Source organism: Myxococcota bacterium, from assembly GCA_041389495.1.
Classification (GTDB): Bacteria; Myxococcota_A; UBA9160; order UBA9160; family UBA4427; genus JAWKRT01.
The window spans coordinates 148,660-165,982 of record JAWKRT010000001.1 but is presented as its reverse complement, the minus strand read 5'-3'; the positions used below and the strand labels follow the sequence as shown (position 1 = coordinate 165,982).

General features: G+C 74.6%; 12 protein-coding genes. 3 read left to right on the top strand and 9 right to left on the bottom strand.

The genetic code is table 11. From position 1 onward, the window contains the following. Nucleotides 1-92: 92 nt before the first annotated feature. The 5 genes from R3E88_00775 to R3E88_00755 all read right to left on the bottom strand — a co-directional run bounded on the left by R3E88_00775 (nt 93) and on the right by R3E88_00755 (nt 5,815). Complete coding sequence (locus R3E88_00775) at nt 93-902, bottom strand: HEAT repeat domain-containing protein (protein MEZ4214985.1); 810 nt, start codon at nt 900-902, stop codon at nt 93-95. A 227-nt stretch (nt 903-1,129) separates the two neighbouring features. Further along, complete coding sequence (locus R3E88_00770) at nt 1,130-1,774, bottom strand: PEP-CTERM sorting domain-containing protein (protein MEZ4214984.1); 645 nt, start codon at nt 1,772-1,774, stop codon at nt 1,130-1,132. An 84-nt stretch (nt 1,775-1,858) separates the two neighbouring features. Beyond that, nucleotides 1,859-2,299 (bottom strand): thrombospondin type 3 repeat-containing protein, encoded by a 441-nt coding sequence (locus tag R3E88_00765; GenBank protein ID MEZ4214983.1) that lies wholly within the window; start codon nt 2,297-2,299, stop codon nt 1,859-1,861. A gap of 377 nt (nt 2,300-2,676) precedes the next feature. Beyond that, a complete protein-coding gene (locus R3E88_00760) occupies nt 2,677-4,209 on the bottom strand; it encodes an exosortase/archaeosortase family protein (protein MEZ4214982.1) in 1,533 nt (510 codons plus the stop codon). 139 nt (nt 4,210-4,348) lie between these two features. Beyond that, a complete protein-coding gene (locus tag R3E88_00755) occupies nt 4,349-5,815 on the bottom strand; it encodes a glycosyltransferase family 39 protein (protein MEZ4214981.1) in 1,467 nt (488 codons plus the stop codon). A 191-nt stretch (nt 5,816-6,006) separates the two neighbouring features. Between R3E88_00755 and R3E88_00750 the strand changes: the two genes are divergently transcribed. After that, nucleotides 6,007-7,578 (top strand): sulfatase, encoded by a 1,572-nt coding sequence (locus tag R3E88_00750; GenBank protein MEZ4214980.1) that lies wholly within the window; start codon nt 6,007-6,009, stop codon nt 7,576-7,578. A 45-nt stretch (nt 7,579-7,623) separates the two neighbouring features. On the opposite strand, the gene R3E88_00745 is transcribed toward R3E88_00750, so the two are convergent. Continuing rightward, nucleotides 7,624-9,156 carry a sulfatase-like hydrolase/transferase gene (locus R3E88_00745; protein ID MEZ4214979.1) on the bottom strand — a complete coding sequence of 511 codons (1,533 nt, stop codon included), beginning with the start codon at nt 9,154-9,156 and terminating at the stop codon, nt 7,624-7,626. Between the two features lie 47 nt (nt 9,157-9,203). Continuing rightward, the gene (locus R3E88_00740) at nt 9,204-10,817 is read right to left on the bottom strand and encodes a hypothetical protein (GenBank protein ID MEZ4214978.1); all 1,614 of its coding nucleotides are present in this window, start codon (nt 10,815-10,817) and stop codon (nt 9,204-9,206) included. 153 nt (nt 10,818-10,970) lie between these two features. On the opposite strand from R3E88_00740, the gene R3E88_00735 reads away from it, so the two are divergent. Beyond that, nucleotides 10,971-12,830, top strand: a complete 1,860-nt coding sequence (locus tag R3E88_00735; protein ID MEZ4214977.1) for a tetratricopeptide repeat protein — start codon at nt 10,971-10,973, stop codon at nt 12,828-12,830. Here R3E88_00735 and R3E88_00730 read toward each other — a convergent pair. Continuing rightward, a complete protein-coding gene (locus tag R3E88_00730) occupies nt 12,821-14,281 on the bottom strand; it encodes a sulfatase (protein ID MEZ4214976.1) in 1,461 nt (486 codons plus the stop codon). The genes R3E88_00735 and R3E88_00730 overlap by 10 nt on opposite strands. Continuing rightward, nucleotides 14,278-14,964 carry a site-2 protease family protein gene (locus R3E88_00725; protein MEZ4214975.1) on the bottom strand — a complete coding sequence of 229 codons (687 nt, stop codon included), beginning with the start codon at nt 14,962-14,964 and terminating at the stop codon, nt 14,278-14,280. Before R3E88_00725 ends, R3E88_00730 begins: the two co-directional genes overlap by 4 nt. A gap of 129 nt (nt 14,965-15,093) precedes the next feature. Here R3E88_00725 and R3E88_00720 point away from each other — a divergent pair, with 129 nt between their 5' ends. After that, a complete protein-coding gene (locus tag R3E88_00720; GenBank protein MEZ4214974.1) occupies nt 15,094-17,298 on the top strand; it encodes a bifunctional alpha,alpha-trehalose-phosphate synthase (UDP-forming)/trehalose-phosphatase in 2,205 nt (734 codons plus the stop codon). Nucleotides 17,299-17,323: the final 25 nt, after the last annotated feature.

The window sequence follows — 17,323 nt, the reverse complement described above, 5'->3', positions numbered from 1 at the left end:
CGAGCTGCGCGCGGTGCGCGCGGTGCGCGGGTGCGCGCGGGGGTCGCGGGCTCGCTGCCCGCGCGGGCCGGCGGCGCGCTCCGCGCCTCTGGCTACGGGAGCTTCGCGAGCGCGCTCTGCGCGACGCGCGCGACCTCGGGCTGGTCGCTCTTCGCCATGCGCTCGAGCGCCGGACGCACGCGCGCGTCCTGCGGGTAGTGCGCGAGGGAGCGGATCGCCGAGCGGACGATCGCCGTCTCCGGCAGGTCGAGCGCCTCGATCAGCGGCCCGACGGCTTCCGTGTTGTCGACGAGGCCGAGCTGCTCGACGGCCCACGCCTTCATCTCGACGGGAATCGTGTCCTTGGCGAGCGTGTCGATGAAGGGCGAGAAGTCCTCGCCGCGCGCGACGGACGCGTTCGGGCCGCCGATGCGCGAGCCCGCCGGCGCGGCGAGCGCCGGAGCGAGCCGCCGCTCGGCGACCGGTGCGGGCCGCGGAGATGGCGCGGCCGCCCCGTGCTCCGAGCCGCTCTCGCCCTCGCTTCCGGCGTCGCGGAAGGCCACCCAGGCGCGATCGCGCGGGTAGGCGAGCCGCCACGCCGCGCCCGTCTGCGTGTCGAGCCGCACGAACGTGAGCGGGATCGAGGCGGCCTGGGCGAAGTCGACGTCGAAGCGCCCGGGCGCACCGGAGGCTGCGGCCGGCTCGCCGAGCGCGAGCCAGCTGCGCGCGCCGACGAGCGGCGCGCGCTCGAGCGCGCCCGTGGCCGTGTCGAAGCGGAAGACCGTCGGCCCCTCGTTCGTCTGCAGCGAGTAGATCTCGAAGCGCGCTCCCCCGCCCTGCGCCGCAGGCGGAGGCGGACAGCCGAGCGCGCCGAGGCCGAAGGCAGCAGAGACGATCGCGGCCCAACGCTTCGAGACTCGCACGAGCAGCCCTCCTCGGATCGGCGGCGCACCATACCCGCGATCGACGCGCCCGGGAAGAAGCCGTGCGAGTCGATCGGAGGTCAGCCGCATCTCCGCGTTCCGACCTGCAGCGCCCGCGCGCGGTTCCCCGAAAAGCAAGAACGCCCCGGATCCGAAGATCCGGGGCGCCTTGTTCGGTTGCCCCTTCCGGTGAGCCGCAGGCTCACCGGGGCGACCACAGCGTCCGACTAGCGGGCGCTGCGGCGGCCGGCGTAGCCGAGGCCGAGGAGGCCGCCGACCACGAGGAGAGCCGTCGTCGGCTCCGGAACCGCGCCCGTCACCGCGCCACTCCCGTAGTTCATCGGGATGTCGCTGCCGTCGCCGGCGAACGTGCCGTCGAGGCCGACCGAGAACTCGCCGAGGCGAATGTCGCGGTCCGTGCCGTCGTTGGCCGCGTTCGACACGTGGAACTTCACCGTGCCGAGCGTGATGACGCAGCCCGCGGTGCAGCCCGTCAGGTTCGTGAACTGGCCCTGGAAGTCCCAGTTCACCGTACCGGCGATCGTGTCGACCTGGACGCCCGGCGTGATCGGACCGATCGAGTTCGCCTGCATGGGCGGCCCGATCTGGGTCGTCAGCTCCGTGCCCTGCACGAAGTCGAGCTCGGCCGTGTCGTACTGCATCGTGAAGACGATCAGCCAGGCGCCGGGAGCGTCACCCGTGAGGACGAGCGCACCCGTGATCGTCGAGGAAGCCGCCGGCGACGTCACCGTCGGCGTGCCCGAGTTCAGCCACACGAAGTCGACGGACGAGACCGCCTGTGCGCTGCCCGCGGCGAGCGTGATTCCGGCGGCCGCCGCAACGAGTGCGAAAGTCCGCTTCATCTTGTTCATGTTCAACTCCTCAGTTCCTTCCCAGAAACTCGAAACAGGAATGGTTTACGAAAGAGCGACGCCTCTCGAGCCTCCCGCAGGAGACTAGAAGGGCAGCGCCGGGGCCGGGCACTCGGCGCCCGTGGTGTTGCCGCAGCCGCGGCCCTCGGGACCGGGAACTCCGGCGAACTGCGAGAGCAGGCACGCGAAGTCGGGAGCACCGACCACGCCATCGTCGTTGCAGTCGACGGCGGGCACGTAGCCGACGGCACCCTCGGACTTCGTGAAGGTCGACAGCAGGACGGCGAAGTCGGGGGCGCCGACCGTACCGTCGTTCGTGAAGTCGGCATCGCAGGCGTTGCCGTAGCCGTCGTGGTCCGTGTCCGTCTGCGACGCGTTGGCCTTCGCGCTGCAGTTGTCGATGTTGTCCTGGACGCCATCACCGTCCGTGTCCGCGTCCGGGCCTGCCCCGGACGTCCCGACGACGAACATGAAGGCGAACGTCGCGACGAATGCGAGCGGCATCGTCATCCAGCCGGCTTTCATATCCTTCTCCTCATTCCTTCCAACATTGCATCAGGCAGGGACCGAGACCCGTCGGAGAACCTGCGTCTGAGTGCGATCTACTCCCAACCAAATCAGCGAGCAAGCAAACAGCGAAGCAGCAAGTAGCTCGTTCGATCACTCCGCGACCGCGTGTCGCCGGGTCCGCATGCCTTTCGCCAACCTGGCCATACACCACCGAGGCCCCAGAGAAACCTCACCGGACGCAATGCGCCGGACACGGGTCCGATGTGCAATCACTATGCCTAGCCCCAACGTGCTCGTAACTGCCCGTTTCTGAACGGTTTCCCTCCGGGGTCCAAAGGGCCCGCGTGGAAAACATTTTCTCACATTGGGCAATCCAGAAGCGGGGTTCCGGCTCACGAGCGGGCCGCCTTGGCGCGCAGCTCGGCGAGCGCCGGCGCCACCGCGGCCTCGAACCGGTCGAGGCGCTCGCGAGCCCGGTCGAGCGCCGACGCCGAGGCCCCGACGACGTCGGTCGAGATCCGCACGGCGATCGGGTCGCTCGCGCGGTGCCAGGGCGAGGCGTCGAGGGCGAGGAGCCCGCGCGCCGTCTCGTCCGCGAGCCCGGCCGTCCCCTCGTACCAGTGCCGGATCAGCACGCGCCGGGTGCCCGAGCGCATCACCAGCCAGCGCGCGTCGAGCGCGCCTTCGCGCTCGAGCGCGCCCTCCTGCTCGACGATCCAGCCACTCCCGGGCGGCACGGTCTTCGGCGAGATCGGGCTGCGGTAGTGCTGCCCGATGTCGCCGACCGCGACGAACAGCTCGACCGGCGTCGCGTCGGTCGCGCCCTCCTCCACGAACCCGCGCTCGACGAGCGCGCGATGGCCGATCGTGCCGAGGAAGGAGCGGTCGGGCGCCTCCTCCGCGCCGGCGCTGCGCGACCAGCCGTCGAGCGAGGTCGCGAACTCGGTCTCCGAGATCTCGCCGGCCGCGCGCGACACCGGCCACGGCGCGATGGCGAGGGACATCGCGGCGGCGGCCGCGAGCGCTCCGCTCACCGCGGCGACGCGCGCGCGCGGCGCGCGGGCGGGCAGCGACGCCTGCGGCACCGGCTCCGCGTCGCCGTCGCCGAGCAGCCGCTCGAGCCCGCCATCGACGGCGTAGAGGATCGCGAGCCCGCCGAGCAGGATCGCGACGCCCTGCAGGTTGTGGATCGCGACCACCTCGGAGTGCGGGTTCAGGATCAGGGCGAGCACGCGGAAGCCGTTCAGCGCGAACGCCACGAGCGGCGCGAGCACGAGGATGGCGAGCGCGTGCAGTCCGCGGCGCCCGAAGAGCTCGACGAGGAGCAGCGCCACCATCGTCAGCGTCTGCACCGAGCGAAGCCCGCTGCAGCCCTCGATCACCGCGAAGTGGTCGCCCGCGAGCAGGATCTGGTCGCCCGACACGTAGGCCGACCGGCCGAGCGCGAACAGCAGCCATCCCGCGTAGTCGGCCGTCCAGAGCTGGAAGCGGTAGACGACCTCGGCGAGCAGCGGCGCGGGGATCGGGATGGCGAAGACGAGCAGCAGCGCCGGCAGCGCGACGAGCCGCGCCCCCTTCGTGCCGCAGTGCACGGCGGCCGCACCCACTCCTACGCACGCGAGCGACACCGCGAGCAGGTGCGGCGTCGCCGTCCGCATCGCCCACGCGAAGGCGACGAGGCCGGCGCCGAGCAGCGCGATGCCCGCCGGCCAGGCGGCCGGCTCGGCCATCGCCGCGACGAGCCGCTCGCGCCGGCGATAGACGAGCCAGGCGGCGAGCAGCACCACGACGAGCGGCGACGTCTCCGTCGGGATGAAGAACCACTCCTCGAGCTCGCGCGACAGGCCGGCCTGCGAGCTCGAGACGAGGAGCGCGCGGTACGCGAACGCGGCGAGAGCGAGGTAGGCGAGCTGCGCGAGCTGCAAGAGGGGCGGAGCCTCCCGCGGTGTTCCGTTTCCGTGACCGGCGCGATCGCGGCGATCGGAGGGGGCCGTCCGCACCGCGCGCGGCGCGCGATGATATGGCCCCGCCGAGCGCGCGCGACCCCGCGCGCGACCCGCGCAGCTAGACCGCGGGCTCGCCCGGCGGCGACGACGCTGCGGAGGGAGTGGCCGCCCGCCCGCGCGGGGTGACGAGCCGCTCGAGTGCGGCCGCGGCCGGCAGCATGAGCAGGGGCATCAGCGGAATGCGGAAGCGCGTCAGGCCGAACGCGAGCGCGGAGACCGCGCTCAGGTAGCCGACGAACGCCAGCACGAGCCACATGCGGCGGTCGTGCAGCCCTGCGGCAAGCCCGACGACCGCGAGCAGCGCGACCGCGAGATAGGAGACCACGGCGGCCGCCGACGCCGCCATCCGCACCGCGGGCGACACCGGCCCGTACGCGCCGAGCTCGAAGTGGCGCAGCAGGAACGAGGTCGGGTTCCACATGTCGACGAGCTTCTGCCACGCGTTCGCGAGCGCGCGGTCGGGGCGCCCGCGGATCTGCGCCCACGCGACCTCGCTCGCGTAGCGCGTCAGCGCGAGATCGGTCGGCATCGGGTCGTCGGGATGCGCCTGGCGGTACTTGGCCACCAGGACGGGCCCGTTCAGGTTGGCGACCGGGTGCATGACGATGCGCTGGAACGGCCAGCCGTAGCGCGGCGCCTGCGGCTGCGACGCCATCAGCATCGCGCCGGGCGCGTTGCCCCTCCACAGGTTGTACGGGGCGTTGGTGTCGATCAGCACGAAGCCGTCGTGGACGAGCCAGTTGCGGATCGTCCACGGCGCGATCAGTGCGAGCGCGACGCCGATCATCGCGCCGCCGCGCGCGAGCGCGGGTCGCCAGCGGACCGCGCCGAGCCGCGGCCAGCCCGTCGCGCCCTCGTCGAGCAGCGCCATGAAGAGCACGAGCACCGGCGCGAACCACAGCAGCGTCGAGCGCGTCAGCGCGCCGACCGCGAGCACGACGCCGGCCGCCGCCGCCCGCCGCATCGACACGAGCCCGCCGCCGCCCGCGAAGAGCACTGCGAAGAGCGCGAGCAGGACGAAGGTGAAGAACGTCTCCGTCCAGAAGTAGTGCGAGAACGCGATCAGGTTCGGGTAGACCGCCGCCGTCCATCCCGCGACGCGCGCAGCGCGCGCGCCGACCCACGCGCGGCCGAGCGCGAGCAGCAGCACGCACGTCGCCGCGGACAGCGCGCACTGCACGACCTGCACGGCCTGCGTGCTCCGGCCCGTCGCCGCGAGAACCGCCGCGAGGAACGTCGGATACGCGGGCGGCTGGAAGGCGCCCGGATACTGCGGGCGCTCCGAGAGGGGCGCCGGATCGTGCCGCACCCACGACTGGTACGAGCCCAGGTAGCCCTCGCCGTCGAGCAGCGCGTTCGCGCGCTGGACGTAGTTGATCTCGTCCTTCACGAGCTCGCCGGCGTCGCCCGACGCCCAGAGCGCGAGCAGGCGGATCGCGAACGCGGCGCCGAACAGCACCCATGCGCTCCGCCGGAACGACGCGCTCGCCGGCGCGCGCGGGCTCGGGGCTGCTTGCTGCGACACGGTGGATCCTCGACGATGTCGCGCTCGCGCGAACGCCGCGCGCACCGGAGCGGCGACGGCCCGGCACGGAACGGGCGGGCAGGGAGGGCGGCGCAGTGTATCCCAGGCGACGACGCGCGCGGTCGGGCGGGCGCGCGCACCGCGCCGCGCCGCGCGCGCGCCGCGGCACCGCGCGACGCGCTTCCGCCGTCGTGGCCGCGCTCGCCGCCGTCGCCGCGCTCGCGTGCTCGCCGGGCGACGCGGGAGACGGCGCAGACGCGGCCGCGCTCGGCGAGCGGCCGAACATCCTGTTCGTCGTCTGGGACACGGTCCGCGCCGACCACATGAGCCTCTACGGCTACGAGCGCGCGACGACGCCCGCACTCGACGCCTGGGCGAAGGGCGCGCTCGTCTTCGACGACGTCGTGTCGGCGGCGCCGTACACCGTGCCCTCCCACGCCTCGATGTTCACGGGGCTCGCGCCGAGCGACCACTGCGCGAACAGCCAGCAGACGCAGCTCGACGCGCGCTTCACGACGCTCGCCGAGCTCCTGCGCGCGAGCGGCTACGCGACCTTCCTCTACAGCGAGAACCCGCACGTGTCGGAGAAGAGCGGCTTCGCGCAGGGCTTCGACACGGCGCTGCACCCGTGGAGCGACGCCTACGCGGAGCGCGCGCTCGCGATCGTGAGCGCCAAGGTCGAGGGCGACGCCTCGAGCGAGCTCGCCGCGCGGCTCGCGAGCACGCGCCGCGGCGAGGCCGCGCTCACCGCGTGGAACGTGAAGGCCGCGGGCGAGCTCGCGCAGGAGGCGCTGCTCGCGTTCCTCGACGCGCGCACCGACCGCGACGCGCCGTGGTTCGCCTTCGTGAACTACATGGAGGCGCACCGGCCGACCATCCCGCCGCGTCGCTTCCGCGAGCGCTTCCTCGACCCGGCGTCGGTCGACGCGTCGTATCGCGTCGACCGCTCGTGGGACACGCTGTGGCGCTACACGTTCCGGCGGCGCGAGCTCGGCGCGCGCGAGATCGAGCTCACGCGCGCGACCTACGACGCCGCGCTCCTCGAGCTCGACGAGCTGTTCGCGAACCTGCTGCGCGCGCTCGAGCGCGGCGGCCACCTGCGCGACACCGTCGTCGTGCTCACCGCCGACCACGGCGAGCACCTCGGCGAGCACCACATGCTCGACCACCAGTCGACGATGTACGAGCCCGTGCTGCGCGTGCCGCTCGTGCTCCACCACCCCGCGCGCATCGGCGCCGGGCGACGCTCCGACCCCGCGATGAACGCCGACCTCTTCCCGACGCTGCTCGCGCTCGCGAAGGCCTCGCCGCCCGACGGGCTCGCGACGTCGGCGCGCGACCTGCTCGCGGACGGAGCGGCGACCGCGGACGGCGCCGCGCCGAGAGCGCGACTCGCCGAGGAGACGGCCGAGGAGAGCACGGGCGTCGTCGCGATGCGCCGCCTCGACCCGGCGTGGGACGCGACGCCGTGGCTGCGCTCGCAGCGCGCGCTCTATCTCGGACGCTACAAGTGGATCGAGTCGTCGAACGGCGAGCGCGAGCTCTACGACGTCGAGGCCGACCCGCAGGAGTCGCGCGACCTCGCGGAGCTGCGCGCGATCGACGCGGCGCGCATGCGCGACGCACTCGCGACCGCGACGCGCGGGCTCGGCGCGTGCGCCGACCGCCCGCCGCTCGAGCTCGACCCGGACGAGCGCGCGCTGCTCGAATCGCTGGGCTACGCGCAGCCCGGCGCGACCGACGCCAGCGAGCCCGCGCCGTAGCGCGGAGCGCACCGCCGCGGCGCGACGCGCGCACGCCCGCGCCGCTCACTCGCCGCTCGCGCTCTCCTCACCCGCACCCGCACCCGCGCTCTCGCCGTCGCCCTTCGCGCGGTCCGCGCAGCGCTCGGCCTCGATGTACCCGAGCGCGCAGAGCTCCGAGAGGAGCTTCTCGTCGACGGCGCCCGCCTCCGTTCGCGGTGCGTCGCCGCGCAGCTGCTTCGCGCGCTCGAGCCGCGTGGCGATCTCGGCGAGCGTCCGCTCGCGCATGCGCGCGAGCACCTCGTCGAAGGTCGACGACACGTCGCGCAGCTCGAACGGGTCGACGCCCAGGTCGTAGAGGCGCTCCTCGACGCGACCGTCGTCGTACTCGATGCGGAAGTACTTGAAGCCGTCGTGCGTGAGTGCGTACTTGAACGGGACCTCGCGCGAGCGCCCCGTGTCCTGGCTCAGCACGGGCGGAGACGCGCCCTGTGCCGCGAGCGCGTCGTGGCCGAGCGCCGCCGCGAGGTAGGCGTCGAAGGCGTCGGTGCCGAGGCGCGGGAGCAGCGTCGTGAGGATGTCCGACGACGTGAGCAGCGCGCTCTCGCGCCGCGGCGACTCGCCGGGAATGCGCATCGCGAGCGGCGCGTGCAGCTGCTCGGCCCACGTGCTCCCGTGCGCGGCCTCGCCGTGCTGGCACAGTCCTTCCCCGTGGTCGCCGGTGACGACCACGGCCGCCGCGCGCCGGCCGCCGCGCCCGCTCGCGCCGCGCACCGCGTCGAGGACGCGGCCGAGCTGCACGTCCTGGAACGCGACGGCCCGGTCGTACTCGTTGGCGACGACGCGCGCGTCGTCGACCTGGCCGACGAGCGGCCGCGTCGCCGTCGGGTGGATCGCGCGCTCGCGGATGAAGTGGTCGAGGTCGGCGTCGCTGTGGAAGCGCGTCGCGAACGAATCGGGCACGTCGAACGGATAGTGCGCGTCGTAGAAGTGCACCCACAGGAAGTACGGCTTCGCGTCGTCGAGCGACGCGAGCCACGCGATCGCCGCGTCGGCCGTGCCGTCGCCGCGGCGCGACTTGTCCTCGGGCTGGTCGAAGACGTCGAACCCTTCCTCGATGCCCGTGCCGCGCTTCAGCACGGCCGCGCTCACGAAGCCGCCCGTCGCATAGCCCGCGGCGCGCGCCGCCACCGCGAAGGACTCGAGGCCGGGCGCCGGGACGAAGCGCTCGCCGCCCTGTGTCGTGTTGGCGAGCACGCCGTGCACGAGCGGATGGCTCGACGTCAGGATGGACAGGTGGGAAGGCAGCGTCGTCGCCATGGGGACGACGAGCTGGTCGAACACGATCGACTCCGCCGCGAAGGCGTCGAAGCGCGGCGACGTCGGGCGGAAGTAGCCGTAGGCGCCGAGATGGTCGGCGCGTGTCGTGTCGAGGGTGACGAGGACGATGTCCGGCAGCGCGGCGGAGGCGTCGCCGGGCGGCGACGCCGCATCGCCGCATGCGATCGCGAGGGTCGCGGCCGCGATCGCGCCGAGGGCGGCGCGCGAGCCGGAGCGAGCGGAGGCGGCGATCCGGGAGCGGGGACGTGCGGCGTTCATCGACGTGTGGCGGCCTCGGAGTGCGCGGGGGCGTAGCACACGGCTCGTCAGTATCCCACGCGTCGGCGCGGCAGGCGGACGACGAGCTCGTCCGGACGCGGCGCGCCGCTCGCGCCGTCGACGGGCGGGAGCACGCCCCCGTCGATGCCGCCGACGCGGATGCGGCGTTCGCCGTGCGCGAGGTCGGCCCACGCCTGCACCGAGTAGTCGGACAGGATCGCCGCGCCGAGCACGCCGTCGTCGCCCGGGCGCGGCGCAGCCCACATCGGGAGCGGCGGCGCGTCGACGACCCGACCGTCGGCGCTCGCGCGCACGCGCGAGTCGAGCTCGCCGAGGAACTCGCGCGCCACGTCGGTCGCGCGTTCCCACTCCGAATAACGTCGCACGAGCGGCGACTGCTGCGCCTGGAGGGCGAGCGCGCCCGCGAGCGCGGCGAGGGCGAGCGCGGCGGCCATGCGGAGCGCGCCGGCGGCCCGCACGCCCGCTTCGGGGCGCGCGTCCCGCTCGACGCCGGAGCCGTCCGCGGCGACGGAGCCCACGCCGCCGCCGGAGCCCTCCTCGGCGCGCGAGCCTTCGTCGGCGCGCGAGCGCGCGAGCGCGACGTCGAGCGCCGCACACGCGAGCCCGCTCGCGACGAGCGACGCGCCGACCGCCGGGATCATCCGATACCACGCGCCGATCCAGCCGCCGCTCGCGTACGTGAGCGCGAGCACCGCGATCCAGAGGCCGCCGAAGACCGCGACGCGCACGCCATCGGCCCGCACGGCGCGGCGGCTGCGCGCCGCGACGAGCGCGGCGGCGAGCGCGAGCGCGCCGCCGCCGAGCGCGAGCGACCACGCCGCCGCACCCTGCGCGGCGGGGGCGAGCACCACGTCGCGCGCGAGCGCGAACGCCATGGCGGGTGCGCGCGCGATCGCCGCGACGACCGACAGGTCGGCGCGATGGCCGCCGACGCCGCCGAGCACCGCGATGCGGACGCCGAGCAGCACGGCCGCGACCGAGAACGACGGAATGCTCTCGAGCGCGGCGCGCAGCCGCGACGCGGGCGGCCGAGCCGGGGCGAGCGCGAGCGCGGCCGCGACGAGGACGGGAGCCGCGAAGCCCGTCTCCTTGGAAAGGATGGCGCCCGCGCAGGCCGCGGCCGCGAGCCACGCGCGGCCGTGCAGCGCCGCGGCGACGGCCGCGGCGCAGAAGGCCGCGCAGAGCAGGTCGCCGACGCGCGCCGGCACGGGAACGATCTCGATGTAGCTCGGCGAGAGCGCGAAGCAGAGCGGCAGGAGCACGGGGAGCGCGCGCAGCGCGGAGACCTCGCTCGCGCGGCGCGCGAGCGCGCCGCCCATCGCCGCGAGCGCGAGCAGCACGCACGCGAAGGCCGCGGCGCCGACGCCCTGGTATCCGCGCGGCTCGAGCCCGAACAGCGCGTACTCGGCGGCGAAGAGCGCGCTCACGAGCGGGCGGTACATCGGGCTCGGGTAGCGGCCGCCCATCAGCGGCTCGCTCGCGAGGTGCGCGAGGTCGGCCGGGCCCGCGACGCGGGCGCTCGCGATCAGGGGATAGGTGTCGAAGCCGAGCAGCCCGTAGTCCCGCGTCTGCGCGAACAGCGCCGCGGCCGCCCCGAGCGCGACGGCGACCGCGAGCGAACGCACGGCGAGCGCGGACATCGGGCGCGAGCATAGGCCCGCGCCCGCGAATCCTCGACCGCGCGAGCGCACCGCGCGCGCGGCCGCGGCGAGCGAGTACCCTGCGCGCGCCCGCAACCGCGCGGACGGCGAGCGGACCGCGACGCGACGGCGGACCAGGACGACGGGAGTGCGATGGCCGCAGCGAGCGCAGCGACGGGGAGATCGGGCCGCGCGCGCGCCGCTGCGGCCGCCGCGCTCGTCCTCTGCGCATTCGTCCACTTTCCGTTCGCGCGGGTCGACCCGCGCGACGGCCGCGCGCACTTCGACTTCGTCTACGACGACGCGGACTTCGTCACGACGAACGCGAGCATCCGGTCGATCCCGCGCGCGCTCGAGGCCTTCGCGCAGCCGTTCCCGCCCGACCAGCCCGAGCGCGGCCTGTACCGACCGCTCACCAACCTCTCCTACGCGATCGACTGGGCGGCGTTCGGCGAGAGCGCGCGCGGGTGGCACGTCGTGCAGACGGTGCTCTACGCGGCGGTCGTGCTGCTCGCGTGGGCGCTCGCGCGCGCGTGGTTCCCGGGCGAGCTCGCGCCGTTCGCGGCGGCGCTCGTCTTCGCCGCCCACCCCGTGCACGCCGAGGCCGTCGACAGCCTCGCCGCGCGCTCGGAGCTGCTCGCGCTCGGCTTCGCACTCGCGTCGTGGCGGCTCTTCGACGCGAGCACGCGGCCCGGCGCACCGCGCGCGCGCGCGCTCGGCGCGCTGTCGGCGCTCGCCTACGGCGCCGCGTGCCTGTCGAAGGAGACGGGCGCGCTGCTCCCCGCCGTGCTCGTGCTCGCGCTGCTCGCGCGCGACGGCGCGGCGGGAGGCGCGGCGCGCTTCGCGCGCCGCGCGTTCGACGCCGTCTCGCTCCACGTCGCCGTCCTGCTCCTCTACCTCGCCGCGCGCCTCCACGTGCTGGGCGGCCTCGGACCGGCCGCGCCCGTGCTCGCCGGCATCGACCTCCACACGCGCATCGTCACGATCGGCGCGGTGTTCGCCGAGTACGCGCGCCTGCTGCTCGCGCCCACGACGCTGCAGCTCGACTTCTACTACCAGCAGACGATCGGCGTCCCCGACGCGTGGTCGCTGCGCGCGGCGGCGGGCTGGGCGGCGATCGCGCTCGGCCTCGGGACCTTCGGGCTCGCGGCGACGCGCGCGCTCCGCGGCGCGCCCACCGCGCTCGACACGCCGCGCGGTGCGGCGATCGCCGGGCTCGGCGCGTTCTTCGTGTTCCTCGCGCCCGTCTCCCACGTCGTCGGCATCGGCGCGCTGATGGCCGAGCGCTTCCTCTTCGCACCGTCGCTCGGCCTCGCGTTCTTCGCAGTCGCGGTCGCCCGCGCGGCCGGGCGGCGCTGGATCGGCGACGAACGCGCGCGGCGCGCGGCGGCGGCCGCGGCGCTCGCACTCGTCGCGGTGCTCGGCGGGGCGCGCAGCGCGGCGCGCGCGGCGGAGTGGCGCGACGGCGTCGCGCTCTGGGAGTCGGCCGCGCGCGCGACGCCGGGGGACTACCGCTCCTACGTGAACGTCGCCACGCACTGGATCGCGCGCGGCGAGCTCGACCGCGCCGAAGTGGCGCTCGTCCGCGCGCTCGAGCTCGCGCCGGGCGACCGCGCCGTGCTCGCGAACCTCGCGGTCGTGCACCTCGAGCGCGGCCGGCTCGACGCCGCCGAGGCGATCCAGCGCGAGCTGCTCGCCGCCGACCCGACGAGCTTCCTCGCCGTCTACAACCTCGGGCAGATCGCGCTGCGCCGCTTCGACGACACGCGCGCGCTCGAGCTCTTCGAGCGCGCGCGCGCGCTCAATCCGAACTTCGCGCAGGCCGAGCAGCTGATCGGCGAGGTGGAGGAGCGGATCGCGAAGGCGCGCCGCTTCGTCGCCGAGAACGAGCGCGCGGCCGAGCGCGGCGACGACGCGCAGCTGCTCGCCACCTACGCGCGCGCGTGTCGCATCATCGGCGACGTCGCGTGCGCGGAGACGTACGAGGCGCGCGCGCGCGGGCTTCAGAGGTAGCCGAGCTCGCGCAGCCGCTGCTCGTCCTCGGGATCGAGCTGCGCGTCGCTGCCCGCCGCGAAGCGCGCGGCGACCTCCCGCGCGGCGGCCTGCTGCGCGTCGAGCGCGCGCCCGAGCGCGGCGACGCTCGCCGCGTGCGACGGGTCCGACGCGAGGTCGCGCGTCTCGCGCGGGTCGGCGGCGACGTCGTAGAGCTCGCGCCGCGGCCTCCCGAGCCGCGGCTCGTGCACGACGAGCTTCTCGTCGCCGCGCATCGCCGCCCAGAAGCGCTCGACGTCGACGTCGACCCGGCTCCCGCGCTGCAGGTACCAGGTGGAGAGCAGCTCGAGGAAGATCGGGCGCGCGGGGTCGGGCGGCGCGAGCAGCGAGCGCCCGTCGAGCGGCACGTCCGGGCGAAGCGCGCGCGGGACGCCCGCGACGTCGAGCACCGTCGGCGCGACGTCGACCAGGCTCGCGAGCCTCGCGTCGCGCGTGCCGGCGGCGGGCCCCGTCCCGCGCGGGTACTTCACGAAGAGCGGCACGTGCACGGTCTCGGCGTAGAGGTTGTTCTTGTGGCCCTTCTGGCCGTGATCGAAGAACTCCTCGCCGTGGTCGGCGGTGACGATCACGAGCGCGTCGTCCCACAGCCCGCGCGCGCGCAGCAGGGAGAAGAAGCGCCCGAGCAGCTCGTCGGTCGCGCGGATCTCGCCGTCGTACTGCGACAGCACGAAGTCGAGCTCGGCCTCCGAGATGCCGGGGTGGATGGTGTCGCTCGTGTCGAAGTCGTGGACGTCGATCCGCTCGACCCCGTCGTCGACGAACATCGCGTCGTAGGGCGCGGGCGGGAGGAAGTCGAAGTGCGGGTCCCAGAAGTAGGCGAAGAGGAAGAACGGGCGCTCGGCGTCGCGGCGCAGCTCGACGAACTCGATCAGGCCGCGCTCCATCGCGGGATTCGTGACGTCGGAGTGCGCGCGCGCCGGGACGACGCCGGCGGGCGCCTCGTCGAGCCACTCGATGCCCTGCACGAGGCCGTGCATGCGCCGCAGGTACGGCCCGCTCACGACGCCCGCCGTCTGGTAGCCCGCGCGCGCGAGCACCTCCGCCAGCGTGTCGTAGCCCTCGCCGAGCGAGCCGCGCGGGCGCTGCGTCTGGTGCGCGGCGGGATACAGGCCCGTGAAGAGGCTCGCGTGCGACGCGAGCGTCCAGCTCGTGACGGAGTGCGCGCGCTCGTACGTCACGGCCTCGGCCGCGAGCGCGTCGAGCGTCGGCGTGATCGCGACGTCGGGGCGCGTCGCGCTCCGGCCGCCGTAGGCGCCGACGTGGTCGGTGCGCAGCGACTCGATCGTCACGAGCACGACGGACGGCGGGCGCGCAGGCGCGCGATCGGTACCGCGATCGGCGTCGCCACAGCCGGCGGCCGCGAACGAGAGCGCGACGGCCGCGACGCGCGCGAACGCGCGAGCGCGCCTCACATCAGCACCCAGCCGAACGCGGCGCGCAGCACGGGACCGAAGAGGCCCGGGAGCACGAGGAACACGAAGAGCATTCCCAGCATCGAGAGGCCGGGGCGTCGCATCGCCTCCTGCAGCCGGCGCCCGGTGTCCTCGTCGACGAACAGCGCCAGGACGCCACTGCCGTCGAACGGCGGCACGGGGACGAGGTTCAGCACGAGCAGCAGCAGGTTCATCGCGAAGAGCGCGCTCAGGAAGAGCGCCAGCGTCTCGACGAAGGGCGCCGCGCCGACGGCCGGCAGCACGCCGTAGTAGAGGCTCGGGCCGCCGCGCTCGAACGCGCCGAGCAGCAGGCCCGTGCGCATCGCGACGCCGCCGACGACGGCGAGCGCGAGGTTCGAGGCGGGCCCGGCGAGCGCCATCCAGCCCGCGCGCTTCGGAAACGCGTAGGCCCAGCCCGGGTCGTAGGGCGTGCTCGCCCACCCGAACGGGAAGCCGCTCATCAGCAGGCCGATCCACGGGATGACGACCATGCCGAGCGGCTCGCGACGGATGTGCGGACGCGGATCGAGCGTCACCTGACCGCCGCGGTACGCGGTCGCATCGCCGCCGACGACCGCGGCCCACGCGTGCGCCGACTCGTGCAGCGTGACCGAGAAGAGGAAGACCGCGTACACGACGATCCAGTGCAACAGATCCTGCACGAAGCCTCCCGACGCGACGTGGCGCGCTGCGTTCCGCACGGCCCGCCGCGCGCGGCCGCAGAGTAGGCCCGGCCCCGCAGCGACGCGATAGACTCGCGGCGCGCCGCAGCGCGCGGATGCGGAGGTGCCGTGGCCACGATCGAAGGCGAGCGCGAACGCCCGATCGTCGTCGCGAGCAACCGGCTGCCGTTCACGCTCGAGCGCGACGCCGCCGGCGCGCTCGTGTCGCGCACGTCGGCCGGCGGGCTCGTGGCGGCGCTCGAGCCCGTGCTGCGTCGCCGCGGCGGAACGTGGGTCGGCTGGCCCGGCCTCGCACTCGGCCCCGACGAGAAGATCCCGCTCGGCGAGCGCCCGTTCCGCATCGAGCCCGTGGCGCTCGACCCCGACGTGGCGGACGGCTACTACCACGGCTTCTCGAACGGAACGATCTGGCCGCTCTTCCACTCGATGCCGCAGCGCGCCGTCTTCGAGCCGGCCGACTTCTCCGCGTACGCGACCGCCAACGAGCACTTCGCGAGCGCGATCGCCGCCGAGCTCGGCCGCGCGGGCGAGACGGAGCTCGTGTGGATCCACGACTACCATCTGATGGTGGTGGGCGAGCCGCTGCGCCAGCTCGTCCCCGACGCGCACCTCGCGTTCTTCCTCCACATCCCGTTCCCGCCCTACGACGTGTTCCGCCTGCTGCCCTGGGACCGCGAGGTCCTGCGCGGCCTGCTCGCGTGCGACGTGATCGGCTTCCACGTCGAGGGCTACGCGGCGAACTTCCTCGATTGCGTCGAGCGGCTCGCCGGCGCGCGCGTCGACCGCGCGAACCTGGTCGTGCACCACGGCGACCGAGCGGTGCAGGTCGGCGTGTTCCCGATCGGGATCGACTTCGACGACTTCGAGGCGCGCGCGCGGGCGGCGCCCACAGCGCCCGAGTCCGGACGCGAGCGGCTCGTGCTCGGCGTCGACCGCCTCGACTACACCAAGGGCATTCCCGAGCGCATCCGCGCCTTCGAGCGCTTCCTCGAGCTGCACCCCGAGCACCACGAGCGCGTCGCGCTGCTGCAGCTCGCGGTGCCGAGCCGCAGCGAGGTGCAGGAGTACCAGGCGCTCAAGCGCGAGATCGACGAGCTCGTCGGCAAGGTGAACGGGCGCTTCGCGACCGCGCGCTGGTCGCCCATCCGCTATCTGCACCGCTCGGTTCCGAAGGATCGCCTCGCCGGGCTCTATCGCGACGCCGACGTCGCGCTCGTCACGCCGCTGCGCGACGGCATGAACCTCGTCGCGAAGGAGTACGTGGCGTCGCAGGTCGCGGACCCGGGCGTGCTCGTGCTGTCGAGGCTCGCCGGCGCGGCCGAGACGATGCGCGAGGCGCTGACGGTCAACCCGTACCACGTCGACGAGGTCGCGGAGACGATCGCCACCGCGCTCGCCATGGACGTCGACGCGCGCGCCGAGCGCATGAAGGGCCTCCGGCAGCGCGAGCGGCGCGAGGACGTGCACGCCTGGGTCGGGAGCTTCCTGGCCGCGGCGGGCCGCGAGCGGGCGCGCGCCGCGCCGCTCTCCGACGACGACATCGACCACTGGCTCGGCGCGTTCCTGCGGCGCCGCAGCCGGCTCGCGCTCTTCCTCGACTACGACGGCACGCTGACGCCGCTGCGCGCGCACCCGAGCGAGGCCGTCATGGACGCGCGCATGCGCGCCGCGTTCGAGGGCTGCGCGTCGCACCCGAACATCGACGTCGCGATCGTGTCGGGCCGCGCGCTCGCGGACGTGCGCGCGATGGTCGCGAACGAGCGCGTCACCTACGCGGGCAACCACGGTCTCGAGATCGAGGGCCCGGGCCTCGCGCCGTTCCGCCACGAGGACCTCGTCCACTACGAGGAGCGCATCGCCGCGCTCGCGACCGAGCTCGAATCGATCGCGCGCGACGGCGCGTGGACGGAGGCGAAGGGGCCGACGCTCACCTTCCACGTGCGCCGCGTTCCGCTCGAGCGGCGCGGCTCGCTCGTCGCGAAGGCGCGCGCGCTGATCACCGCGGCCGGGTTCCAGGCGCGCGACGCGCACGCTGCGCTCGAGGGCCGCCCGCCGATCGGCTGGGACAAGGGGCGCGCGGTGCTGCACGTGCTGCGCGCGCGCTACGGGCCGGGCTGGAGCGAGCGCGTGCGCGTCGTGTACGTCGGCGACGACCAGACGGACGAGGACGCGTTCCGCTTCCTGCAGGGCCTCGCGCGCACGTTCCGCGTCGGCGCGACGGACACGGCGACGGCCGCGCAGCACCGGCTCTCGGACACGAACGCCGTCTGCGCGCTCGTCGACTGGATCTCGCGCCGCCCCGCCTGGAGCTGACGCGGGCGCGATCGCGGAGAGCACG